Below are 17833 nucleotides of genomic sequence, written 5' to 3' on the forward strand. Positions count from 1 at the left end.
TTTTACTACTGGTGTGGCACCGAGAGTGGATAACTGAGCACGAGCACATAAATCTTTGTGTGCTAATGACACGCTACCGGCTATGGACGCCTCGAATGACCCCCTTCGACGCCGTATCTGTCGTCATGCGGGGACGTTCATCTGTAGTTACTGACGAACGGCTCCCGGAGATAAGAATAAGTCCCCCCACCCACAACGTGTAGTGAACCCGTGACACACTCCACCGACGTCCTCGTCGTCGGGGGCGGCTCGACCGGCTGTGGCATCGTGCGCGACCTCGCGATGCGCGGCGTCGACGCCACCCTCGTCGAGAAGGGGAACCTGACCCACGGCACGACCGGCCGCATGCACGGGCTGCTCCACAGCGGCGGCCGGTACGCCGTCTCCGACCAGGCCAGCGCCACGGAGTGCATCGAGGAGAACTACGTGCTCCGGGACATCGCCGCGCACTGCGTCGAGGAGACCGGCGGCCTGTTCGTCAAGCGCCCGGAGGACTCCGGGGAGTACTTCCAAGAGAAACTGCAGGGGTGTCGCGACTGCGACATCCCCGCCGAGGTCCTCTCGGGCGCGGAGGCCCGCGAGCGCGAACCGTACCTCGCCGCCGACGTCGACAGGGCCATCGCCGTGCCCGACGCCGCCATCGACCCGTTCCGGCTCTGCGTGGCCAACGCCGCCGACGCCGCCGACCACGGCGCCCGCATCGCGACCCACGCGGAGGTGACCGACGTACTCGTCGAGGCCGGCGAGGTGGTCGGCGTCGAGGTCCGACACGGTGACGGACCTCGCAAGGCCACCACCGAGGTCGGCTCGACCGAGCGCATCGAGGCCGACCACGTCGTCAACGCGACGGGCGCGTGGGCCGGGCAACTGGGCGCGATGGCCGGCGTCGATGTCGAGGTGCGCCCCTCGAAGGGCGTGATGACGGTGATGAACACCCGCCAGGTCGACACCGTCGTCAACCGCTGCCAGCCCAAGGGCGACGCCGACATCGTCGTCCCCCACGAGACCGCCTGCATCCTCGGGACGACCGACGAGGAGGTCGACGACCCCGAGGACTACCCCGAGCACCGCTGGGAGGTCGATCTGATGATCGAGGAGCTGGCGGAGCTGGTCCCCATCCTCCGCGAGGCGCGTACCCTCCGGTCGTTCTGGGGCGTGCGGCCCCTGTACGAGCCGCCCGGAACCGGCACGGAGGACCCGACCGACATCACGCGGGACTTCTTCCTGCTCGACCACGACGACCGCGACGGCCTGCCCGGCATGACCAGTATCGTCGGCGGGAAGCTCACCACATTCCGGATGATGGCCGAGGACATCGCGGACCACGTCTGCGGGAAACTCGGCGTCCGCGCCACCTGCCGGACCGCCGACCACTCCCTCCCCGGCAGCGACGACATCGGCGCCCTCCACGAGCGGATGGACGAGTTCGGGCTCCGCTCGCCCGTCAGTCGGCGCTCGGCCCAGCGCCTGGGCTCGCGGGCCGCCGACGTGCTCGACACCGACGGCCCGAACCCCGTCGTCTGCGAGTGCGAGGCCGTCACCCGTGCCGAGGTCCGGGACGCCATCGACGACGCCGGGCGCGACCTCAACGCGGTTCGTCTGCGTACGCGCGCCTCGATGGGGACCTGCCAGGGCGGCTTCTGCTGTCACCGCATGGCGGCCGAACTCGAACCCGAGTTCGGCGCCGACGCGGCCCGCGCCTCGCTCGACGAACTCTACCAGGAGCGCTGGAAGGGCCAGCGTCACGCGCTCTGGGGCGAACAGCTCTCGCAGGCGATGCTCAACCACATGCTCCACGCGACCACGATGAACCGCGACGGCGACCCCGCCCGGCTCGACGCCGACGTCGACTTCGGTGCGTTCGACCGTGGCGCCGCGCAGTCGGGCGACCCGGCCGGACCGGCGGAGTCGGCGGCGACCGACGGGGGGACCCCTGGCGACGGGACCACGGAGGGGTCGGGATGGCCATAACCAGCGACGTGCTGGTCGTGGGCGGCGGGCTCGCCGGCGTCACGGCGGCGCTCGCGGCCGCCCGCGAGGGCGTCGACGTGCGGCTCGTCTCGCACAAACAGTCGACGCTGTCGCAGGCCTCGGGGCTCGTCGACGCGCTGGGCTACGTCCCGGCCGTCCGGGCCGACGGCGGGACGGCAGGGGCCAGGGACGACCCAGCGTCCCCCGCGACCGACGACGACCCGACGAGGACCCCGACGGCCGGTCGGACCGGCGTCCGGGACCGCCCGGACCCGGAGGGCCCGCTCGTCGACCCGTTCGACGCCATCGACCGGCTCCCGGCGGGCCATCCCTACCGGCTGGTCGGCGCGGACGCGCTCCGCGAGGGCCTCGCCCTGTTCGACGACGTCGTCGACGGCTACCGGGGTGGGCACACCGACCGGAACGCCCTGGTCCCCACGTTCGGCGGGACCGTGAAGCCGACCGCGCGCTACCCGGCGTCGGTCGCCGCCGGACTCGCCAGCGACGACCGCCCGATGCTGGTGGTCGGCTTCCGCTCGCTCACCGAGTTCGACGCCCGGCAGGTCGCCGCTCGACTCGAAGCGGCGGGGGTGCCGTTCCCCGTCGCAGGGGTCGAGGTCGCCTTCCCGGCCGCCTTCCGCGACGACGCCCGCGTGACCCGGTTCGCCCGGTCGCTGGACCTCGACGAGTCCATCGACGGGACCCCCGCCCGGCGGGCGCTGGCGGCGGCCGTCGAGCCCCACCTCGATGCCGTGGCGGACGGGGCCGCCCGCGTGGGGTTCCCGGCGTTCCTCGGCGACGATGAGGCCCCCGCGGTTCGCGCCGACCTCGCGGGCCACCTCGGCGCCGACGTGTTCGAGGTCCCGATGGGGCCGCCGAGCCTCCCCGGCCTGCGCCTGGCCGACCGGCTGTACGACGCGCTCGACGACGCTGGCGTCCGGTACGAGACTGGGGTCCCGGTCGTGGGCTACGAGGCCACGGACGAGGGCCACGTCGAGGCCCTCCTCGTCGACCGGAAGGGGACGGAGGTCCCGTACGCGGCCGACGCGGTCGTCCTCGCGACCGGCGGGCTGGTCGGGAAGGGCATCGATTCGGACCGCGAGGGCGTCCGCGAGCCCGTCCTGGGCTGTCACGTGCCGCATCCCGAGGAGCGCTACGAGTGGTACGTCGACGACGCGTTCGGTGACCAGCCGTACGCCCGGTTCGGGGTCCACGCGGACGAGCGGCTCCGGCCGCTCGATGCGGATGGCGCGGTGCAGTTCCCCAACGTCCGCGTCGCGGGGGCGACGCTGGGCGGGGCCGACGTGGCCCGCGAGAAATCAGCCAGCGGCGTCTCCCTCGCGACCGGCCTCGCCGCCGGCCGCGACGCGGCGGTGGAGGTGGCACGATGACAGGACCCGACGACACCGACGACTCCGAGGAGCAGCGTGACGACCGACCGGACTCGCCGCCCCGGGACGACCCCGGCTCCGGTCCCGGTGTCCCGCGCCTCGGGCGCGACGAACAGCCCGCCGTCTACGGGCCGGACTACCAGTTCGAGCCGCCCGACGGCCTCGACGAGTCGGTGGTGACGGAGGCCGCGCATCCGACGGCCGACGGGCCCCCCGCGATGACCTCCGGCGCCACGAGGACCGACGGCGGGGCCTCCACGGCCGGTGGGGACCTCGACCCCGCGAACTACGACGCCGTCGACGTGTTCGACACGGGCGACCTGGACCTTCGCGACGGTTCGGACTCGTGCTACAAGTGCAGCACCTGCGACACCTCCTGCCCGGTCGCGGAGGTGGACGACTCCTTCCCGGGGCCGAAGTTCCAGGGGCCCGAGCAGTGGCGGCTCAAGCGCAAGGAGGACGCCGACATCGACCCCTCCATCACCGACTGCTCGAACTGTATGCGCTGTGACTCGGCGTGTCCGTCCTCGGTGCCGCTGTCGCAGATGCACAACGAGGCCCGCGGCGAGTACGTTGAGGAGCAGATGGAGAAGCTCTCGACGGAGTACGTCCGCAACCGCATCCTCTCGAACTACCGCTTCTTCGCCGCCATCGCGAGCAGGACGCCGCGGCTCGCCAACTTCGTCACCGGGCTCTCGGTCACGCAGTGGGCCGGCGAGAAGCTGCTCGGTATCACGGGCGAGCGGGAGTTCCCGGACTTCGCCGAGGAGACGTTCCGCGAGTGGTGGCGCAAGAGGGGCGGCGCGCAGGTCGAGAACCCTGACAGGCGCGTGGCCTACTTCCACGGCTGCTACTCGAACTACAACACGCCCGAGGTGGGCAAGGCGATGGTCCGGGTCTACGAGGCGTTCGGCTACGAGGTCATGGTCCCGCCCCAGAAGTGCTCCGGGACACCGATGTTCGCCAACGGGATGCTGGCCGACGCACGCCGGCACGCCGAGACCAACGTCGAGGAACTCGTCGCCGCCATCGGCGAGGGGGCCGACGTCATCGCCTCCTGCACGTCGTGTTCGCTCTCGCTCCGGCAGGAGTACCCGGAGCTGTTCGACCTCCACGGCATCGAGGACGTGGCCGACCACACGTTCGAGGCGCTGGAGTACCTCCGCATCCACGAGGACCTGGACGGTGCGCTCGCCGACGCCGAACTGGACGGCGAGTCGTTCGCCTACCACGCGCCCTGTCACGCCCGGAACCAGGGGCTCGCCCGGCAGGCCCGCGAGACGTTCGCCGACGTGGACGGGGTCACCGTCGAGGACGTCGGCGACTCCTGCTCGGGCATCTCCGGGACGTACGGCTGGAAGGCGGAGAAGTACGAGACCTCGATGAAGATCGGTGCGGAGATGTTCGAGCACATGGAGGACGCGGAGGGTGACGTGGGGATGACGGAGTGTCCCACCTGCGCGATGCAGATGGCACACGGCACCGGCTACGAGATCCGGCACCCGCTCCAGCTGCTGGAGTCGGCGCTGGTCGAGTGAGTACCCGGTCCCGGCCGGGGACCCCGCTCCTGTCGTCGATAATTCTGTTCAGAAGTGCCGAAATGATGTGATATGCTGGGAGACGCGACGATTTTTGTGTTGTCGGGCCGAAGCGTCACGTATGGCGCACTCACCAGAGCAACCACACAAGTACGTCTGCACCGAGTGTCAGGTCGTCCACGCCGGGACGGTCGTCGAACACACGGATTCGGGCCACGTCTACGAGCCGCCGGGCGAGTGTGGTGCCTGCGGCGGTACCGAGTTCGTCCGCGAGGCGGACTGGCCCCACCGGCACGACTAGCGGTCCCGGTGCCGGCGTGGCGCGGGGCTCCGCCGTCGGTCCGCGGGGTCGCCCGGCCTACCCCGTCGACTTCATCCCGGCGGCGATGCCCTTGACCGTCAGCCGGAGCGCCCGCTCCTCGGCGTCGGTCCGGTCCTCGGTCGCGAGCAGGCGGACCTGCAGGAGGTTGAGCGGATCGACGTACGGGTTCCGGCGGTCGAGGTTCCGTTCGATCCAGGGGCGCGGCGACAGCCCATCCCGGCCGGTGATGTCGAGCAGCAGGTCGACGCAGCGGTCGTACTCGGCCTCGATGCGCGGGAAGAACTCGTCGCGGTGCTCGCCCGCGAGGTCGGCGTACTCGGCGGCGGTCGGCAGGTCGGTGCGGGCCAGCGACAGCGCCGCGTTGTCGAGTGTCGTCCGGAAGAACGGCCACTCCTCGTACAGCTCCTGCAGCGTCCCGAGGTCGCCCCCCTCGTCGAGGTAGGCCTGCAGGCCGGTGCCGAGGCCGTACCAGCCCGGGAGGATGCAGCGGGCCTGGGTCCAGGAGAACACCCACGGGATGGCCCGGAGGTCCTCGACGGCGCGCTCGCCCGAGCGCGAGGCGGGCCGCGACCCCAGGTTGAGGTCCTCGATGACGGGGATGGGCGTCGCACGCTCGAAGTAGGCCACGAAGCCGTCGGTCTCCAGCAGGTCGCGGTACGCCTCGCGGGCGGCGTCGGCGGCGGTCGCGACCGGCTCGTGCCATCGCTCGGGTGTCCCGTGTCCGTCCCCGGTCAGGGCGCGATGGCGTGCCCGGAGCTGGGCGTTCAGCATCTGTTCGAGGTTCCGCCGGGCGATATCCGGGTTGGCGTACTTCTCGGCGATGGCCTCGCCCTGTTCGGTGAACTTGACCTGGCCCGTCACCGTCTCGGTCGGGAGCGCCAGCAGCGCCTCGTTCATGGGGCCGCCGCCCCGCGAGATGGAGCCGCCGCGCCCGTGGAACAGCCGCAACTCGATGTCGTGGTCGTCCGTGATGGTGGCGAGTCGCTTCTGGTTCCGGTGGAGCGACCAGTTGGCCGCGAGGAAGCCGTTCTCCTTGTTGGAGTCCGAGTAGCCCAGCATCACCTCCTGGCGGTCGCCGCGCGCGTCGAGCGCGGCTGCGTACGCCTCGTTCTCGAACAGCGTCCCCATGATGCGCCGGGCCCCCGACAGCGCCGACTCCGTCTCCAGCAGGGGCGCGATGTCCAGTCCGCAGTGTCCCGGCAGGTCGACGACGCCGGCCTGGTCGGCGAGGAACAGCACCTCGAGGACGTGGCTCGGCTCCTCGGTCATGCTGATGCAGTAGGTGTCGATGGCGTCGACGCCGTACTCGCGCTGCCAGTCGGCCAGTCGGTCGAACCGGCGGAGCACCCGCCCGGGCGTCCCCTCGTAGTCGTCGTGGTCGGCGGGGTCGACGACGGGCTCGGACTGCAGGATGGCCTCGGTCAGCGTCTCGACGCGCTCGGCCTCGTCCCGTCCGGCGTAGTCGACGCCGGCGCGGTCGAAGACGGCCGCGACGGTCTCGGTGTGGTTCTTCCGGTGGTCCCGGAGGTCGAGGCTCGCGAGGGTGAACCCGAAGGTGTCGACCTGCCGGACGAGCGGGTCGACGACCGCCGACGCGACCGCCCCGGCGCCGTTCGCACGCAGGCTGGCCGCGATGCTCTCGACATCGGCCAGCAGTTCGTCGGCGTCCCCGTACCCGCCCGGCCGGACATCGCCGACCCGTTCGAGGCGCTCGCGCATCAGCTTCAGCTTCTGCCGGTAGGGTTCGTTCGGGTACCGCTCGCGGGCCGCGCTGGCGACCTCGGGCAGCCGCTCCTCGTCGGCCGCGAGCCGGTCGGCGAACGCGCCGTCGAGGGTCAGCCCGCGGCGGTCCTGGCTGAGGATGCCCGAGAGGCGCTTCAGCTCGTCGCGGTAGCGCGAGAGCACGACCGCGCGCTGGCGGTCCAGCGTCTCCGTGGTCACCTCCGGCGTGACGTGCGGGTTGCCGTCGCGGTCGCTCCCGGCCCACGAGCGGAACTCGAACAGCTTCGGCACGTCCAGCGACGGGTAGTGCTCGGCGAGCGCCCGCTCCAGTTCGTCGTACACCTCGCCGACCACGTCGAACAGCGTGTTCTCCAGGTACCACTGGACGTTGAGCGCCTCGTCGGTCACCTCGGGGCGGCGGTCCCGGATCTGTGGGGTCTGCCAGAGGCTCGTCACCTCGGCCTCCAGCTGCCGGTCGATGCGGTCGCGCTCGCGCCGGGTGAGCCGCTGCTCGTCGAGCGCTTCGATGTGGTCTGCGACGGACCGGAGCTTCGCCTTCACCGTCTTCCGCCGGGCCTCGGTCGGGTGGGCGGTGAACGTCGGCTCGATGAGCACGTCCGAGAGCACCTGCTCGACGGTCGCGGCGTCGACGCCGCGCTCGGCGAATCGCTCGACGGCGCCGGTGATGCTGTCGGCCAGCGAGCCGGACTCGCTCCCCTCGCGGATGGCCCGGACCCGCTCGCGCTCCTCGGCGAGGTTGACCAGCTCGAAGTAGGTGCTGAACGCCCGCGCGACGGTCTCGGCCGTCTCGGGGTCGAGCCCCTCCAGCTCGGCCCGGACCGCCGACCGTGGCTCGGCGTTCTCGCGGCGGTAGGCGATGGCGCTGGTGCGGACGCGCTCGACCGTCGCCAGCGCGTCGGGGGAGGTCTGCTCGGCCAGCACGTCACCGAGGAGCGTGCTCAACTCGCGGACGTCCTGCTCGACGTCCCGTCCGTGCAGTGACATACCACTCCCCTGCGGCCGCTGGGTAATAGAACTGTCGAGGTGATTTACTCGAAATAGAGTTGTGATGTTTGGAGCTACTCCAGCGGCGGCGGTTCCTCCCGGCCGATGACGAGTTCGTACGCTTCGATGTCCTCCAGCGCGGCGACCTGGCCGCCGACGTCGACCAGCCCGTCGTCGGTGTCGAGGGTCAGCGCGGCCGTCCCGCGGTTCGGCCCGAGCGAGACGTCGACGATGGCGCCCGCGGCGGTCCGGCGCTCGCCGGTCTCGACATCGCGCCCCCGGACGGTCGCGAACAGCGCCGCCGGCTCGTCGGGGCCGTCCTCGAGGTCCTCCGCACACCGCCGGATGGAGGCGTAGCGTCGCGGGAACGGCCGGTCCTCGCCGCCCTCGGCCAGCGTCGTCGCGGAGGTCCAGACGACCGTGTTGAGGAAGCCCGACACCAGGAACCCCAGCTCCGAGCGGTTGAAGATGACGCCGTAGCGGCTGTCCCCACTCTGTAGCGCCTCGCGGGTCGTGTAGACGGAGCTGGTCCCGTCGGCGACCGCGACGACCGGGGTCGTGACGCCCCGGCGCGCGCGGGCGGTCGTCGCGACGCGGCCGTAGTCGTACTCGTCGGGGTCGGGCACCTCGCTGGCGGGCGCCAGCAGCAGGTCGATGCTCACCCCGGCATCCCGGCGCTCGACCAGCTCGTCCTCGAACCGGGCCAGCAGGTCCGGCGTCAGCGACAGGACGAGCTCGTACTCCGCGCCGGAGACGACCTCCTCGAGGTACCGGAGGATGGTCTGCCGGGACTTGATGAGCGAGACGGCCTCCGCGTCCCGGGCGGGGGCCCGATACCGCTCGGAGAGCGAGCCGACCAGCGTCGACAGGCTCGTCTGGATGTCGTCGAACGCCTCCTCCGGGTCGACCGCGAGCACCTTGATGGGTCTGGACTCCTGCAGCTCGACGAGCCCGATCTCCGCGAGGCTCCGGACCGTGTCGTACACCCGGGGCTGGGGGATGTCCGTCTTCTCGGCGATCTCCGAGGCCGTCAGCTGGCCGTGCTGGAGGACGGCGAGGTACGCCTCGGTCTCGTACTCGCCGAAGTCGAACGTGGCGGCCACCTCCTCGAGCCCCCGCTGGAGGTCGTCACTGGTCATGATGGTGGTATCGCGAGAGTCGGCTAAAGAGACTGGCCATCTGTGGGCCGCGCCGGCGGCTCCTCCCCGGGAAGCGCGGTTGGTCACTGGACGGGGCGGTCATCTACTCGCTGTTGCCGACGCGGATGGCCTGGATGAGCGAGTAGACCGGGACGCCCTCGACCTCCTCGACGCCCTTCTTGTCGACGAGGACGACGCAGGCGACCGGCTCGCCGCCGCGCTCGCGGATGGCCTCGATGGTCTCGCGCATCGTCGTGCCGCTGGTGATGGTGTCGTCGACGACGTAGCACTCGCGGTCGCGGATGTCGGCGAAGTTCCGGGAGAAGCTCCCCTGCAGCTCCTCGATGTCGCCCTCCTCCCACTGGTGCTTGCGGGGGGCGTACGCCGCGATGTCCGTGTCGAGCTCGCGGGCGACGACGGTCGCCAGCGGCGCGCCGGCCTTCTCGACACCGACGGTGAGGTCGACGTCCTTGCCCTGCTTCGAGAGCAGGTCCGCCATCGCCTGGCTGACGTACGCCAACCGGGCCGAATCGCGACCGACCGCGCTCCAGTCGACGTGGATGTCGTGGGGGCCGCCGGTCGGCTCCGTGGTCGTGGCCGTGGTCGCGCTCCCCCGCTCGACGAGCCAGCTCGCCGTCTCCCGGGAGACGTTCAGCTCGTCCGCGATCTTCCCCTTCGAGAAGCCGCGCTCGGACAGCTCCTGTGCCCCCTCGATGAGGTCGTCAACGTTCTTCATGGGTGTCGAATTCGACCGCTGTCTTGATGACCGTTCCCCCGTCCGCGCCGTCGCTGCCCCCGTCGTCGCCCTCCTCGAACGCGCGCTCGAACTCCCGGTACGGGACCAGGTCGGTGACGTAGTCCTCGAGGAACCCCGCCGGAAGGCCCCGGAGCCGGTCGATGGCCGCCTCGAAGTGGCGCGGGCCGGAGTTGACGCTCCCGACCAGCGCCCGGTTACCCATCACGAGTTCCCGGTGGAGCCGCCCGCCGTCGACCTCGAAGGTCCAGTCGCCCGGGACGCCGAGCAGCGCCGCCACGCCGCCCGGGGCGAGCGCCTCGATGCACTCGAAGGCGTGTCTCGCGTAGCCGGTCGCCTCGTAGACCAGGTCGACGGGTTCGTGGACCGCCGCGAACTCGTCGACGGGCGTCTCCCGGCTGTCGACGTACGTCGCGCCGAGGCTATCGAGGAGCTCGATGGTGGGATGCGGGCGGTCCCGGCGACCCAGGCAGTAGACCTCGGTCGCGTCGTCCAGCATCGCCACCGTCAGCAGCCCGAGCGAACCGTTCCCGAGGACGAGGACGGTGTCGGGGGCCCAGGTGGCCGTCGACCGCGAGGCCGCGGCGAGTTCGAGCGCCTTCTCGGAGATGCTGAGCGGCTCCAGCAGGAACCCCCACTGCGCCAGGTCGTCGGGGACGCGGACCAGGAACTGCGCCGGGCTGGTGAAGTACTCGGCCATGAACCCGTGGGCGCCGTCGATCCCGCGCTCGACGCACGCCTCGGGTGGCGCCATGTCGGCCTCGCCGCGCTCGAAGTACTCGTTGGAGCCGGATGGTGGGGGCCGGCGCACCGTCGGGGCCACCACGTCCCCCGCTGTGAACGCGGTGTCGCCGGGCTCCTCGACGACCCCGACGGCCTCGTGCCCGAGGACGAGGTGGTCCTCCCCGGGCGGGAACCCCCCGTGTCCGCCACCGATGACCTCGTGGTCGGTCCCGTCGATGCCGACCCGCAGCGTCCGGACCAGCGCCTCCCCCTCGTCGGGCTCGGGGCGAGGGACCTCCAGCAACTGGGGGGTAGCTTTTCCTCGTTCGATGCCGATAGCGTGCATACGCCGCCATTCGCCCGTGAGGGGAAAAGACTTACTGGAAAACGAGTAAACAATCTGGCACCCGGCGGCCCGTCCCATCCCGCCACCCACACCATGGAACGATACGACCAGCTGTACCGGCTGTACGAGGAGTACGACACCGAGACGCTCCGGGCCTACCAGGAGTTCGTCGACCTGTTCCCGCCGGTCGACTCCCGCGTGGCGCTCGACCACTGGCAGAACGCCCGCGAGGACCTCGACGAGCGCCGCGACGAGATCCGCGCGGAGTTCCCGCAGGTCGGCGAGACGTTCGCCGCGCTCGCCGCGATGGCGACCCGGGAGCAGGCGTTCACCGCGCTCAACCTCTACACGAAGTACGACCGCGGGGTGAACGTCCTGGTCCTCGACGTGGACGAGACCCTCCGGTCGGCGGGCAACACCGACAACGAGATCCCCCGCGAGACGCTCCACCTCCTGACCCGCTTCCACGACGAGGGGATGCCCATCGTCATCTGCACGGGCCAGACCCTCGAGAACGTCAAGGGCTTTCTCATCCAGGGCCTGGGCAACCGGATGGTCCACTCCGGTCGCCTGAGCATCGTCTACGAGGCCGGGACCGGCGTGTTCACGCCGGGACACGGCGCCGACACGAAGCAACTGCTGTACGAGGACCTCGACCCGGCCATCCGGGACGTGTTCAGTCGCGTCCGCTCCCGGATTCTCCCGGACGCCACCGAGACCATCCGCCGGGGCTGTCACCTGCAGGGCAACGAGTTCAACGTCACGCTCAAGCCGAACTTCGAGACGGGCAGCGAGCGCGCCGACGCGGTCATCGACGAGGGGCTGGTCTACCTGCTGGACCTGCTGGAGGAGAGCGTCGCGGCCGTGGCCGGGGCGGGTGCGGGCGCCGGGGACGGCGACGACGGCCCGACCGCCGAGGGGTACGGCCGGGCGTTCTACGCCGCGCAGGACCCGGAGATCCGGGGCGTCCTCGAGTCGACCGGCGAGCAGCCCGACGCCGACCTCGACGTGGTGCCCGAGGCGTACGAGACCCTCTTCGAGCGCATCGACGTGGCCTACTACGAGGCCGACGCCGCCGAGATCGGCTCGCTCGAACTCAACAAGGTGTCCGGCGTCGAGGCCGCGCTCGACGTGCTCGGCATCGAGGACCCGTTCTCGCTGGTGATGGGCGACTCGAAGAGCGACCTCCGGGTGATGGAGTGGGCCGCCGAGCACGGGGCCGGCATCGCCGCCGCCCCCGGCCACGCCTCACGGGACGTCCTCGACCACGTGCTGTCGACGGACGAACTCGTCTTCGACCGCGGCGACGCCGCGGAACTCCTGCGGATGGCCTACGCGCTCCGGCGGCTGGCGGACCTCGACTGAGCCCCGTCCGGCGACCCGCCCCCGCCGCCGGCTGACGCTGCCGGGTGCGGCCTGACGCGACCCGGTGTCTCGCCATCGGCTCGCCGTCCGCTCCGAGCCGCCGGTTCAACCCCCCTTCAACTGCCGGAGCACGGCTCAAGCCGCTGGAACACGTACGCGATGACACCATGAGCGAATCATCCACGCCGCTCGGGTCGCTGTTCAGCACCCAGCGACGGCTCGTCGACAGCACCATCGAGACACAGCGCAACCTCCACCGCCAGGGCCTCGACCTGACCCGGCGCTCCACGAAGGCACTCGCCGGCGTCGTCCCCGACGACGAGGCGCCGGCCCGCGTCGACGACCTGTTCGACGACCTCGAATCGACCCAGGACGACCTGTTCGACGGCATCCAGGACGCCCTCGGGGGCGGCATCGACCGCACCGAGGAGGCGGCCGCGGATCTGGAGGACGACCTCGAGACGGCCGCCGAGGAGGTCGGCGACGCGGCCGCCGACGCGGCGGAGACGACAGGGGACGCTGCCGAGGAGGTCGCCGAGACGACTGGTGACGCCGCGGAGGACGTGGCCGAGACGACCGAGGACGCCGCCGAGGACGTCCGGGAGACGATGGAGACGGCCGCCGAGGGTGTCGGCGACGCGGTCGAGGCCTCCGTCGACGCCATCGACGGTATCGGCCCGACGTACGCCGAGCGCCTGGCCGACGCCGGCATCGAGACGGTCGGCGACCTCGCGGACGCGAGCGCCGAGGCCGTCGCCGAGGCCGCCGAGATCAGCCAGGAGCGGGCGAGCGACCTCATCGAGCGGGCGCAGGCGCAGGCCTGACGCGCCGGCCGACCGCGTCGCGGCCCGCTTCCGGCGCCTACTCCTCGAGCTGTTCCTTCAGCGTGACCTTGTCCACCTTCTGGGTCGCCGTCCGCGGGAACTCCTCGACGAACTCCACCCGGCGGGGGCGCTTGTAGCCCGCCAGCCCGGCGTTGGCCTCCCACCACGCCTCGATATCGTCGGCGGTCAGGTCCGGGTCGGAGGCGACGATGGCCGCCGTGACCGCTTCGCCCCACCGCTCGTGGGGCGTGCCGAACACCGCGACCGCCTCGACGGCGGGGTGCTCCTGGAGCGCGTTCTCGACCTCGCTCGGGGCGACGTTCTCGCCGCCGGAGATGATCATGTCGTCGGCCCGGTCGACGTAGTAGAGCAGGCCGGCCTCGTCCTCGCGGACGACGTCGTCGGTGTGGAGCCAGCCGTCCGTGAAGTAGTCCGCGTCCAGCGACTCGTCCCAGTAGCCCGGCGTGATGATGTCCCCCCGGAGGAGCAGCTCGCCCTCCTCGCCCGGGCCCACGTCGACCAGCCCGTCGGCGGTCACGTCGACGACCCGGTGCTCGACCGCGTGGACCGGCCGGCCGAGCAGGCCGGGCCGGCGCTCCGTGTCGGCGTCGTACGTGACGCTGAGCCCGGTGTTCTCGGTCTGGCCGTAGTAGTTGTGGAGCGACCCGACGTCGAAGACCTGCTGAAACGTGTCGAGCGTCTCCTCGGTCGCCGGCGACCCGCCGTACACCACCCGCTCCAGCGACGAGGTGTCGCGCTCGCGGGCGGCCTCCGTGTTGAGGGCGTCCAGCATCATCGTCGGGATGAGTCCGCTGAACGTCGCGCCGTGTGTCTCGACCAGTTCGGCCCACTCCGCGGCGTCCCAGGCCGCCTGGACGACGACGGTCCCACCCTCCAGCAGGACCGGTAGCGATCCGCCGTACAGGCCGCCGACGTGGAAGAGCGGGACCGAGGCGACCGAGACGTCGTCGCGCGTCATGTCGAACGCCGTGACGTTCACGTCGAGTTGTGCCCCGACGTTCCGGTGGGTCTGGATCACCCCCTTCGGGCGCCCGGTGGTCCCCGAGGTGTACATCACGACCGCGGGCTCACCGTCGAGACGGCGGGCCGGCTCCGGGGCCGCGTCGGCCGCCGGGAGATCGTCGGCCACGAAGGCCCCGCCCCGCTCGACGAGGAGGGTGTTCGACGGGTCGAGGCCGTCGACCTCGTCGTGGAGGGCGTCGATGTCGTCCCCGAACGCGTCCGAGCCCAGCAGCGCCGCCGGCTCCAGGTCCCCGAGCGTGTAGGTCAGTTCGTCGACGCCGAACCGCGTGTTGATGGGGCTGGCGACGGCGCCAGCCCGCCAGACACCCAGCACGGTCGGGAGGTAGGCGGCGGTGTCGGGCAGGTACACGGCGATGCGGTCCCCCTCGCCGAGCCCCTGGGCGTCGAGCCACGCCGCCACCTGTCGGGTCTGTCGGTCGAGGTCGTCGTAGGTCACCGCCGCCCCGCCGGGACCGACGACGGCCGTCTTCTCGGGCTGCTCCGCCATCCGGTGCTGGAATCTGACAGCGACGTTCATACCGTCATGTGTGCTACCAGCTCACAGTTAAGATTTGCCGGTAACATCCTGCCCGGGAGCGGCGAACAGTCGTCGGTCAGGAGCAGCCGACGATTAACTGCGGAGCGACAGCCTCGGACTCCGGTGAACACTGTTGTCCCCGGCGGTAGATTGAACCCGGCGGTGCTCCTGCGGGTGGCCTATGGGTTCCACGGTCCAGTACGAGACGGACGGGCGGGTCGCGACGCTGACGCTCGACCGGCCGGAGCGGTACAACGCCATCGACGATTCGATGCCGGGCGAGCTGCGCGAGGCCGTCGAGCGGGCCGACAGCGACCCGGACATCCACGTCATCGTTCTCACGGGCGCCGGGGAGGCGTTCTGTTCGGGCTACGACCTGAAGCAGTACGCCGAGGCCCCGCGCCCGACCACGGGGAGCCAGGAGATGCCCTGGGACCCGATGCAGGACTACCGGATGATGAAGTCGAACACGGAGGACTTCATGAGCCTCTGGCGGAGCTACACGCCCGTCATCGCGAAGGTGAACGGGCCGGCGGTCGCCGGCGGGAGCGACATCGCGCTGTGTGCCGACCTCATCGTGATGGCCGGGGACGCCCCTATCGGCTACCCGCCGGCCCGGGTCTGGGGCTGCCCGACGACGATGATGTGGGTGTACCGGCTGGGGCCCGCGGAGGCGAAGCGGATGCTGTTCACCGGCGACCTCGTCGACGGGTCCGAGGCCGCCGACATGGGCCTGGTCTACGAGGCCGTCCCCGCCGCCGACCTGGACGACCGCGTCGACGAACTGGCCCACCGCATCGCCGGCGTCCCGCGGAACCAGCTGATGATGCAGAAACTCGCCATCAACCAGGCCTACGAGAACATGGGCCTCGAGACGACGCAGACCTTCGCGACTCTCTTCGACGGGATGACCCGCCACACCCCGGAGGGGGTCGCGTTCAAGGAGCGCTGCGAGGCGGTCGGGTTCAAGCAGGCCGTCGCCGAGCGCGACCGCGGGGAACTGTTCGACTGAGCCGGCGCCGTCGGCCGACCCCTGCCGAACGCTGCTACTGTTCCTCCACCACCCCCACGCCCCCCGACCGGGGCCGTCGGCCAGCGCCCCGGAGCCGCGGCCACGCGAGCACGAGTATCGCCGCCGGGACGAGCCAGACGAGCGACCAGTCGAGACCGAACGGGGCGCGCTCGAACACCGCGAACACCGGCGCGGGGAAGTTCGCCAGCGCGTGGAGGCCGATGGCGAGGACGACGTTCTCCGTCCGGACGTACACGAGCGCGAGGGCGACGGAGTAGCCGAAGATGGCACCGAGCGTCCACAGTTCGACGCCGCCCCAGAGGAACGCCGGGACGTGCAGGAGGGTGAACACGAGACTGCTCGCCACGATGGCCGCCCCGGTCCGGGCCAGCGGGTTCGACCGCCACCGGTCCCCGTCGAGGAGCAGGTAGAGCTGGACGAGGAGGAACCCCCGGAACGCGAGTTCCTCGAACGGCGCGTTGCCGAGCCAGTAGCCGAGTACCGTCCCGAGGGTCCGGGTCGCCTCGCCGCCGGTCCAGCCCGAGTACAGCGAGAGGTCACCCGTCAGCACCCCGACGAGGACCTGCGCGAGGGTGAACAGCCCCCAGACCAGCGCTGTCAGTCCGATCCCGACGACGGCCTTCGACCGCTCGACACCGAGGTCACGCAGCGTGAGCCCGCCGTGCCACAGTGCGACGCCACCGACGACGACCAGCAGGCCGACCCAGGTGTTCAGCAGGGTGGGCGTGACGACGCCACCCGACCACTCGACGAGCCGGCCGGCACCCAGCGAGAACAGCAGGCTCGGGGCCAGGAACACCAGCAGGAAGGCCACGACGAACAGCCCGAGCGTTCGCCAGCCGACACGCTCGACCCCGGATGCGGCGTTCATACGCCCGATACGCGCTCGCCGGAGGTGTACCGGCCCGCTCGCTCTCGCGTCAAGGGAACCAGAGTTCAGTTTATGGCTCGCGAGTGATAGCTACAGGTATGCTCCCCCTCCAGGTCCCCGGCGGTCTCGAACTCCTCGTCATCGCCCTCGTCTTCCTCGTTCCGCTCGCCCTCCTCGTGGCCGCCGTCGCCGCCGTCGTCTACTTCCTCCGACGGTCCGGTGGTGACGGTGCCGACCCCGACCGCGTCGCGGCGCTGGAGTCCCGGGTCGACGAGCTGGAGGCGGAACTCCGCGACCGCAACTGAGTCCGGTCCGTCCCGACGTGTCAGCCGTCCCCGCCGTCGCCCACGGCCTCGGGGTTCGACCCGTAGCGCGCCGGGATCCACCGCTGCTCGTCGATGGGCGGACGGTACGTCGGGTCGTCCGGGCGCGGCGGGAGCTCGTGCTGCTCGGGCAACTCGTCGGGGTAGTCGAACTGGTCGAGCAGGTGGCTGATGCAGTTGAGCCGCGCGTGGCGCTTCACGTCCGCGTGGACGACGTGCCACGGCGCGTGTTCGGTGTCCGTGTGCTCGAACATCCGGTCCTTCGCGCGGGAGTAGTCCGCCCACCGCTCCCGGGCGGCGAGGTCCATCGGGCTCAGCTTCCAGCGCTTGCGCGGGTCCTCGTTGCGCGACTGGAACCGGCGCTCCTGCTCGGCGTCGCTCACCGAGAACCAGTACTTCAGCAGGACCGTCCCGGAGTCGACGAGCAGCCGCTCGAACGTCGGGCACGTCTCGAGGAACCGCTCGTACTCCGCGTCCGAGCAGAATCCCATCACGCGCTCGACGCCGGCGCGGTTGTACCAGCTCCGGTCGAACAGCACCAGCTCGCCGGCGGTCGGCAGCTGCTCGACGTAGCGCTGGAAGTACCACTGCCCCTGCTCGCGCTCGGTGGGCGTCCCCAGCGCGACGGTCCGCACCACGCGGGGGTTGCACCGCCGGACGATGCGCTTGATGGTGCCGCCCTTCCCGGCCGCGTCGCGCCCCTCGAACACCACGCAGACGCGGAGGCCCGCCGACTCGACGTGGTGCTGGAGCTTCACCAGCTCCTCCTGCAGGCGGCGGAGTTCGCGCTTGTAGTGTTTCTTCTTCAGGACCCCGTCCTCGCCGTACCAGTCGTCGGGATGGTCGTGGGCGTCGGTCACGGGCGGGTCACGCTGGCACCCACGCGCCCCGGCCTCATAGGTGTCGCGCGCCGCCCACCCGGTGGTGGTGATGATGACCGGTGGC

General features: G+C 71.1%; 15 protein-coding genes. 8 read left to right on the top strand and 7 right to left on the bottom strand.

Annotated features, from left to right (window positions below; all coding sequences use genetic code 11):
* Positions 1–210 precede the first annotated feature (210 nt).
* The 4 genes from glpA to P2T62_RS00940 all read left to right on the top strand — a co-directional run bounded on the left by glpA (position 211) and on the right by P2T62_RS00940 (position 5201).
* Positions 211–1971: an anaerobic glycerol-3-phosphate dehydrogenase subunit GlpA gene (gene glpA, locus P2T62_RS00925; protein ID WP_276259612.1), complete on the top strand. Its 1761-nt coding sequence runs from the start codon at positions 211–213 to the stop codon at positions 1969–1971.
* Entirely contained in the window at positions 1962–3362 is a 1401-nt protein-coding gene (gene glpB / locus P2T62_RS00930) for a glycerol-3-phosphate dehydrogenase subunit GlpB (protein ID WP_276259613.1), read from the top strand. Before glpA ends, glpB begins: the two co-directional genes overlap by 10 nt.
* Positions 3359–4900, top strand: a complete 1542-nt coding sequence (locus tag P2T62_RS00935) for an anaerobic glycerol-3-phosphate dehydrogenase subunit C (protein WP_276259614.1) — start codon at positions 3359–3361, stop codon at positions 4898–4900. The genes glpB and P2T62_RS00935 overlap by 4 nt, the downstream gene beginning before the upstream one ends.
* A 121-nt stretch (positions 4901–5021) precedes the next feature.
* Positions 5022–5201, top strand: a complete 180-nt coding sequence (locus P2T62_RS00940) for a hypothetical protein (protein WP_276259615.1) — start codon at positions 5022–5024, stop codon at positions 5199–5201.
* Positions 5202–5258: 57 nt separating this feature from the next.
* Here the strand turns inward: P2T62_RS00940 and ppc are convergent, their stop codons facing one another.
* The 4 genes from ppc to P2T62_RS00960 form a co-directional block, all read right to left on the bottom strand.
* Entirely contained in the window at positions 5259–7949 is a 2691-nt protein-coding gene (gene ppc / locus P2T62_RS00945; RefSeq protein WP_276259616.1) for a phosphoenolpyruvate carboxylase, read from the bottom strand.
* 74 nt (positions 7950–8023) lie between these two features.
* Positions 8024–9088 carry an HTH-type sugar sensing transcriptional regulator TrmB gene (trmB, locus tag P2T62_RS00950; RefSeq protein WP_276259617.1) on the bottom strand — a complete coding sequence of 355 codons (1065 nt, stop codon included), beginning with the start codon at positions 9086–9088 and terminating at the stop codon, positions 8024–8026.
* 103 nt (positions 9089–9191) lie between these two features.
* Positions 9192–9824 carry a transcriptional regulator GfcR gene (gfcR, locus tag P2T62_RS00955; protein ID WP_276259618.1) on the bottom strand — a complete coding sequence of 211 codons (633 nt, stop codon included), beginning with the start codon at positions 9822–9824 and terminating at the stop codon, positions 9192–9194.
* Entirely contained in the window at positions 9811–10911 is a 1101-nt protein-coding gene (locus tag P2T62_RS00960; protein WP_276259619.1) for a glucose 1-dehydrogenase, read from the bottom strand. The genes gfcR and P2T62_RS00960 overlap by 14 nt, the downstream gene beginning before the upstream one ends.
* A 93-nt stretch (positions 10912–11004) precedes the next feature.
* On the opposite strand from P2T62_RS00960, the gene P2T62_RS00965 reads away from it, so the two are divergent.
* Entirely contained in the window at positions 11005–12276 is a 1272-nt protein-coding gene (locus tag P2T62_RS00965) for an HAD family hydrolase (RefSeq protein WP_276259620.1), read from the top strand.
* A gap of 167 nt (positions 12277–12443) precedes the next feature.
* The gene (locus P2T62_RS00970) at positions 12444–13100 is read left to right on the top strand and encodes a helix-hairpin-helix domain-containing protein (RefSeq protein ID WP_276259621.1); all 657 of its coding nucleotides are present in this window, start codon (positions 12444–12446) and stop codon (positions 13098–13100) included.
* A gap of 37 nt (positions 13101–13137) precedes the next feature.
* Here the strand turns inward: P2T62_RS00970 and P2T62_RS00975 are convergent, their stop codons facing one another.
* Complete coding sequence (locus P2T62_RS00975; protein WP_276259622.1) at positions 13138–14661, bottom strand: class I adenylate-forming enzyme family protein; 1524 nt, start codon at positions 14659–14661, stop codon at positions 13138–13140.
* A 181-nt stretch (positions 14662–14842) separates the two neighbouring features.
* Here P2T62_RS00975 and P2T62_RS00980 point away from each other — a divergent pair, with 181 nt between their 5' ends.
* Positions 14843–15673: a crotonase/enoyl-CoA hydratase family protein gene (locus P2T62_RS00980; RefSeq protein WP_276259623.1), complete on the top strand. Its 831-nt coding sequence runs from the start codon at positions 14843–14845 to the stop codon at positions 15671–15673.
* A 34-nt stretch (positions 15674–15707) separates the two neighbouring features.
* Here the strand turns inward: P2T62_RS00980 and P2T62_RS00985 are convergent, their stop codons facing one another.
* The gene (locus tag P2T62_RS00985) at positions 15708–16565 is read right to left on the bottom strand and encodes a CPBP family intramembrane glutamic endopeptidase (RefSeq protein WP_276259624.1); all 858 of its coding nucleotides are present in this window, start codon (positions 16563–16565) and stop codon (positions 15708–15710) included.
* 98 nt (positions 16566–16663) lie between these two features.
* Here P2T62_RS00985 and P2T62_RS00990 point away from each other — a divergent pair, with 98 nt between their 5' ends.
* A complete protein-coding gene (locus tag P2T62_RS00990) occupies positions 16664–16870 on the top strand; it encodes a hypothetical protein (protein WP_276259625.1) in 207 nt (68 codons plus the stop codon).
* A gap of 20 nt (positions 16871–16890) precedes the next feature.
* On the opposite strand, the gene ppk2 is transcribed toward P2T62_RS00990, so the two are convergent.
* Complete coding sequence (ppk2, locus tag P2T62_RS00995) at positions 16891–17748, bottom strand: polyphosphate kinase 2 (protein ID WP_276259626.1); 858 nt, start codon at positions 17746–17748, stop codon at positions 16891–16893.
* Positions 17749–17833 lie beyond the last annotated feature (85 nt).

It is taken from the genome of Haloglomus litoreum (assembly GCF_029338515.1).
Lineage (GTDB): Archaea > Halobacteriota > Halobacteria > Halobacteriales > Haloarculaceae > Haloglomus > Haloglomus litoreum.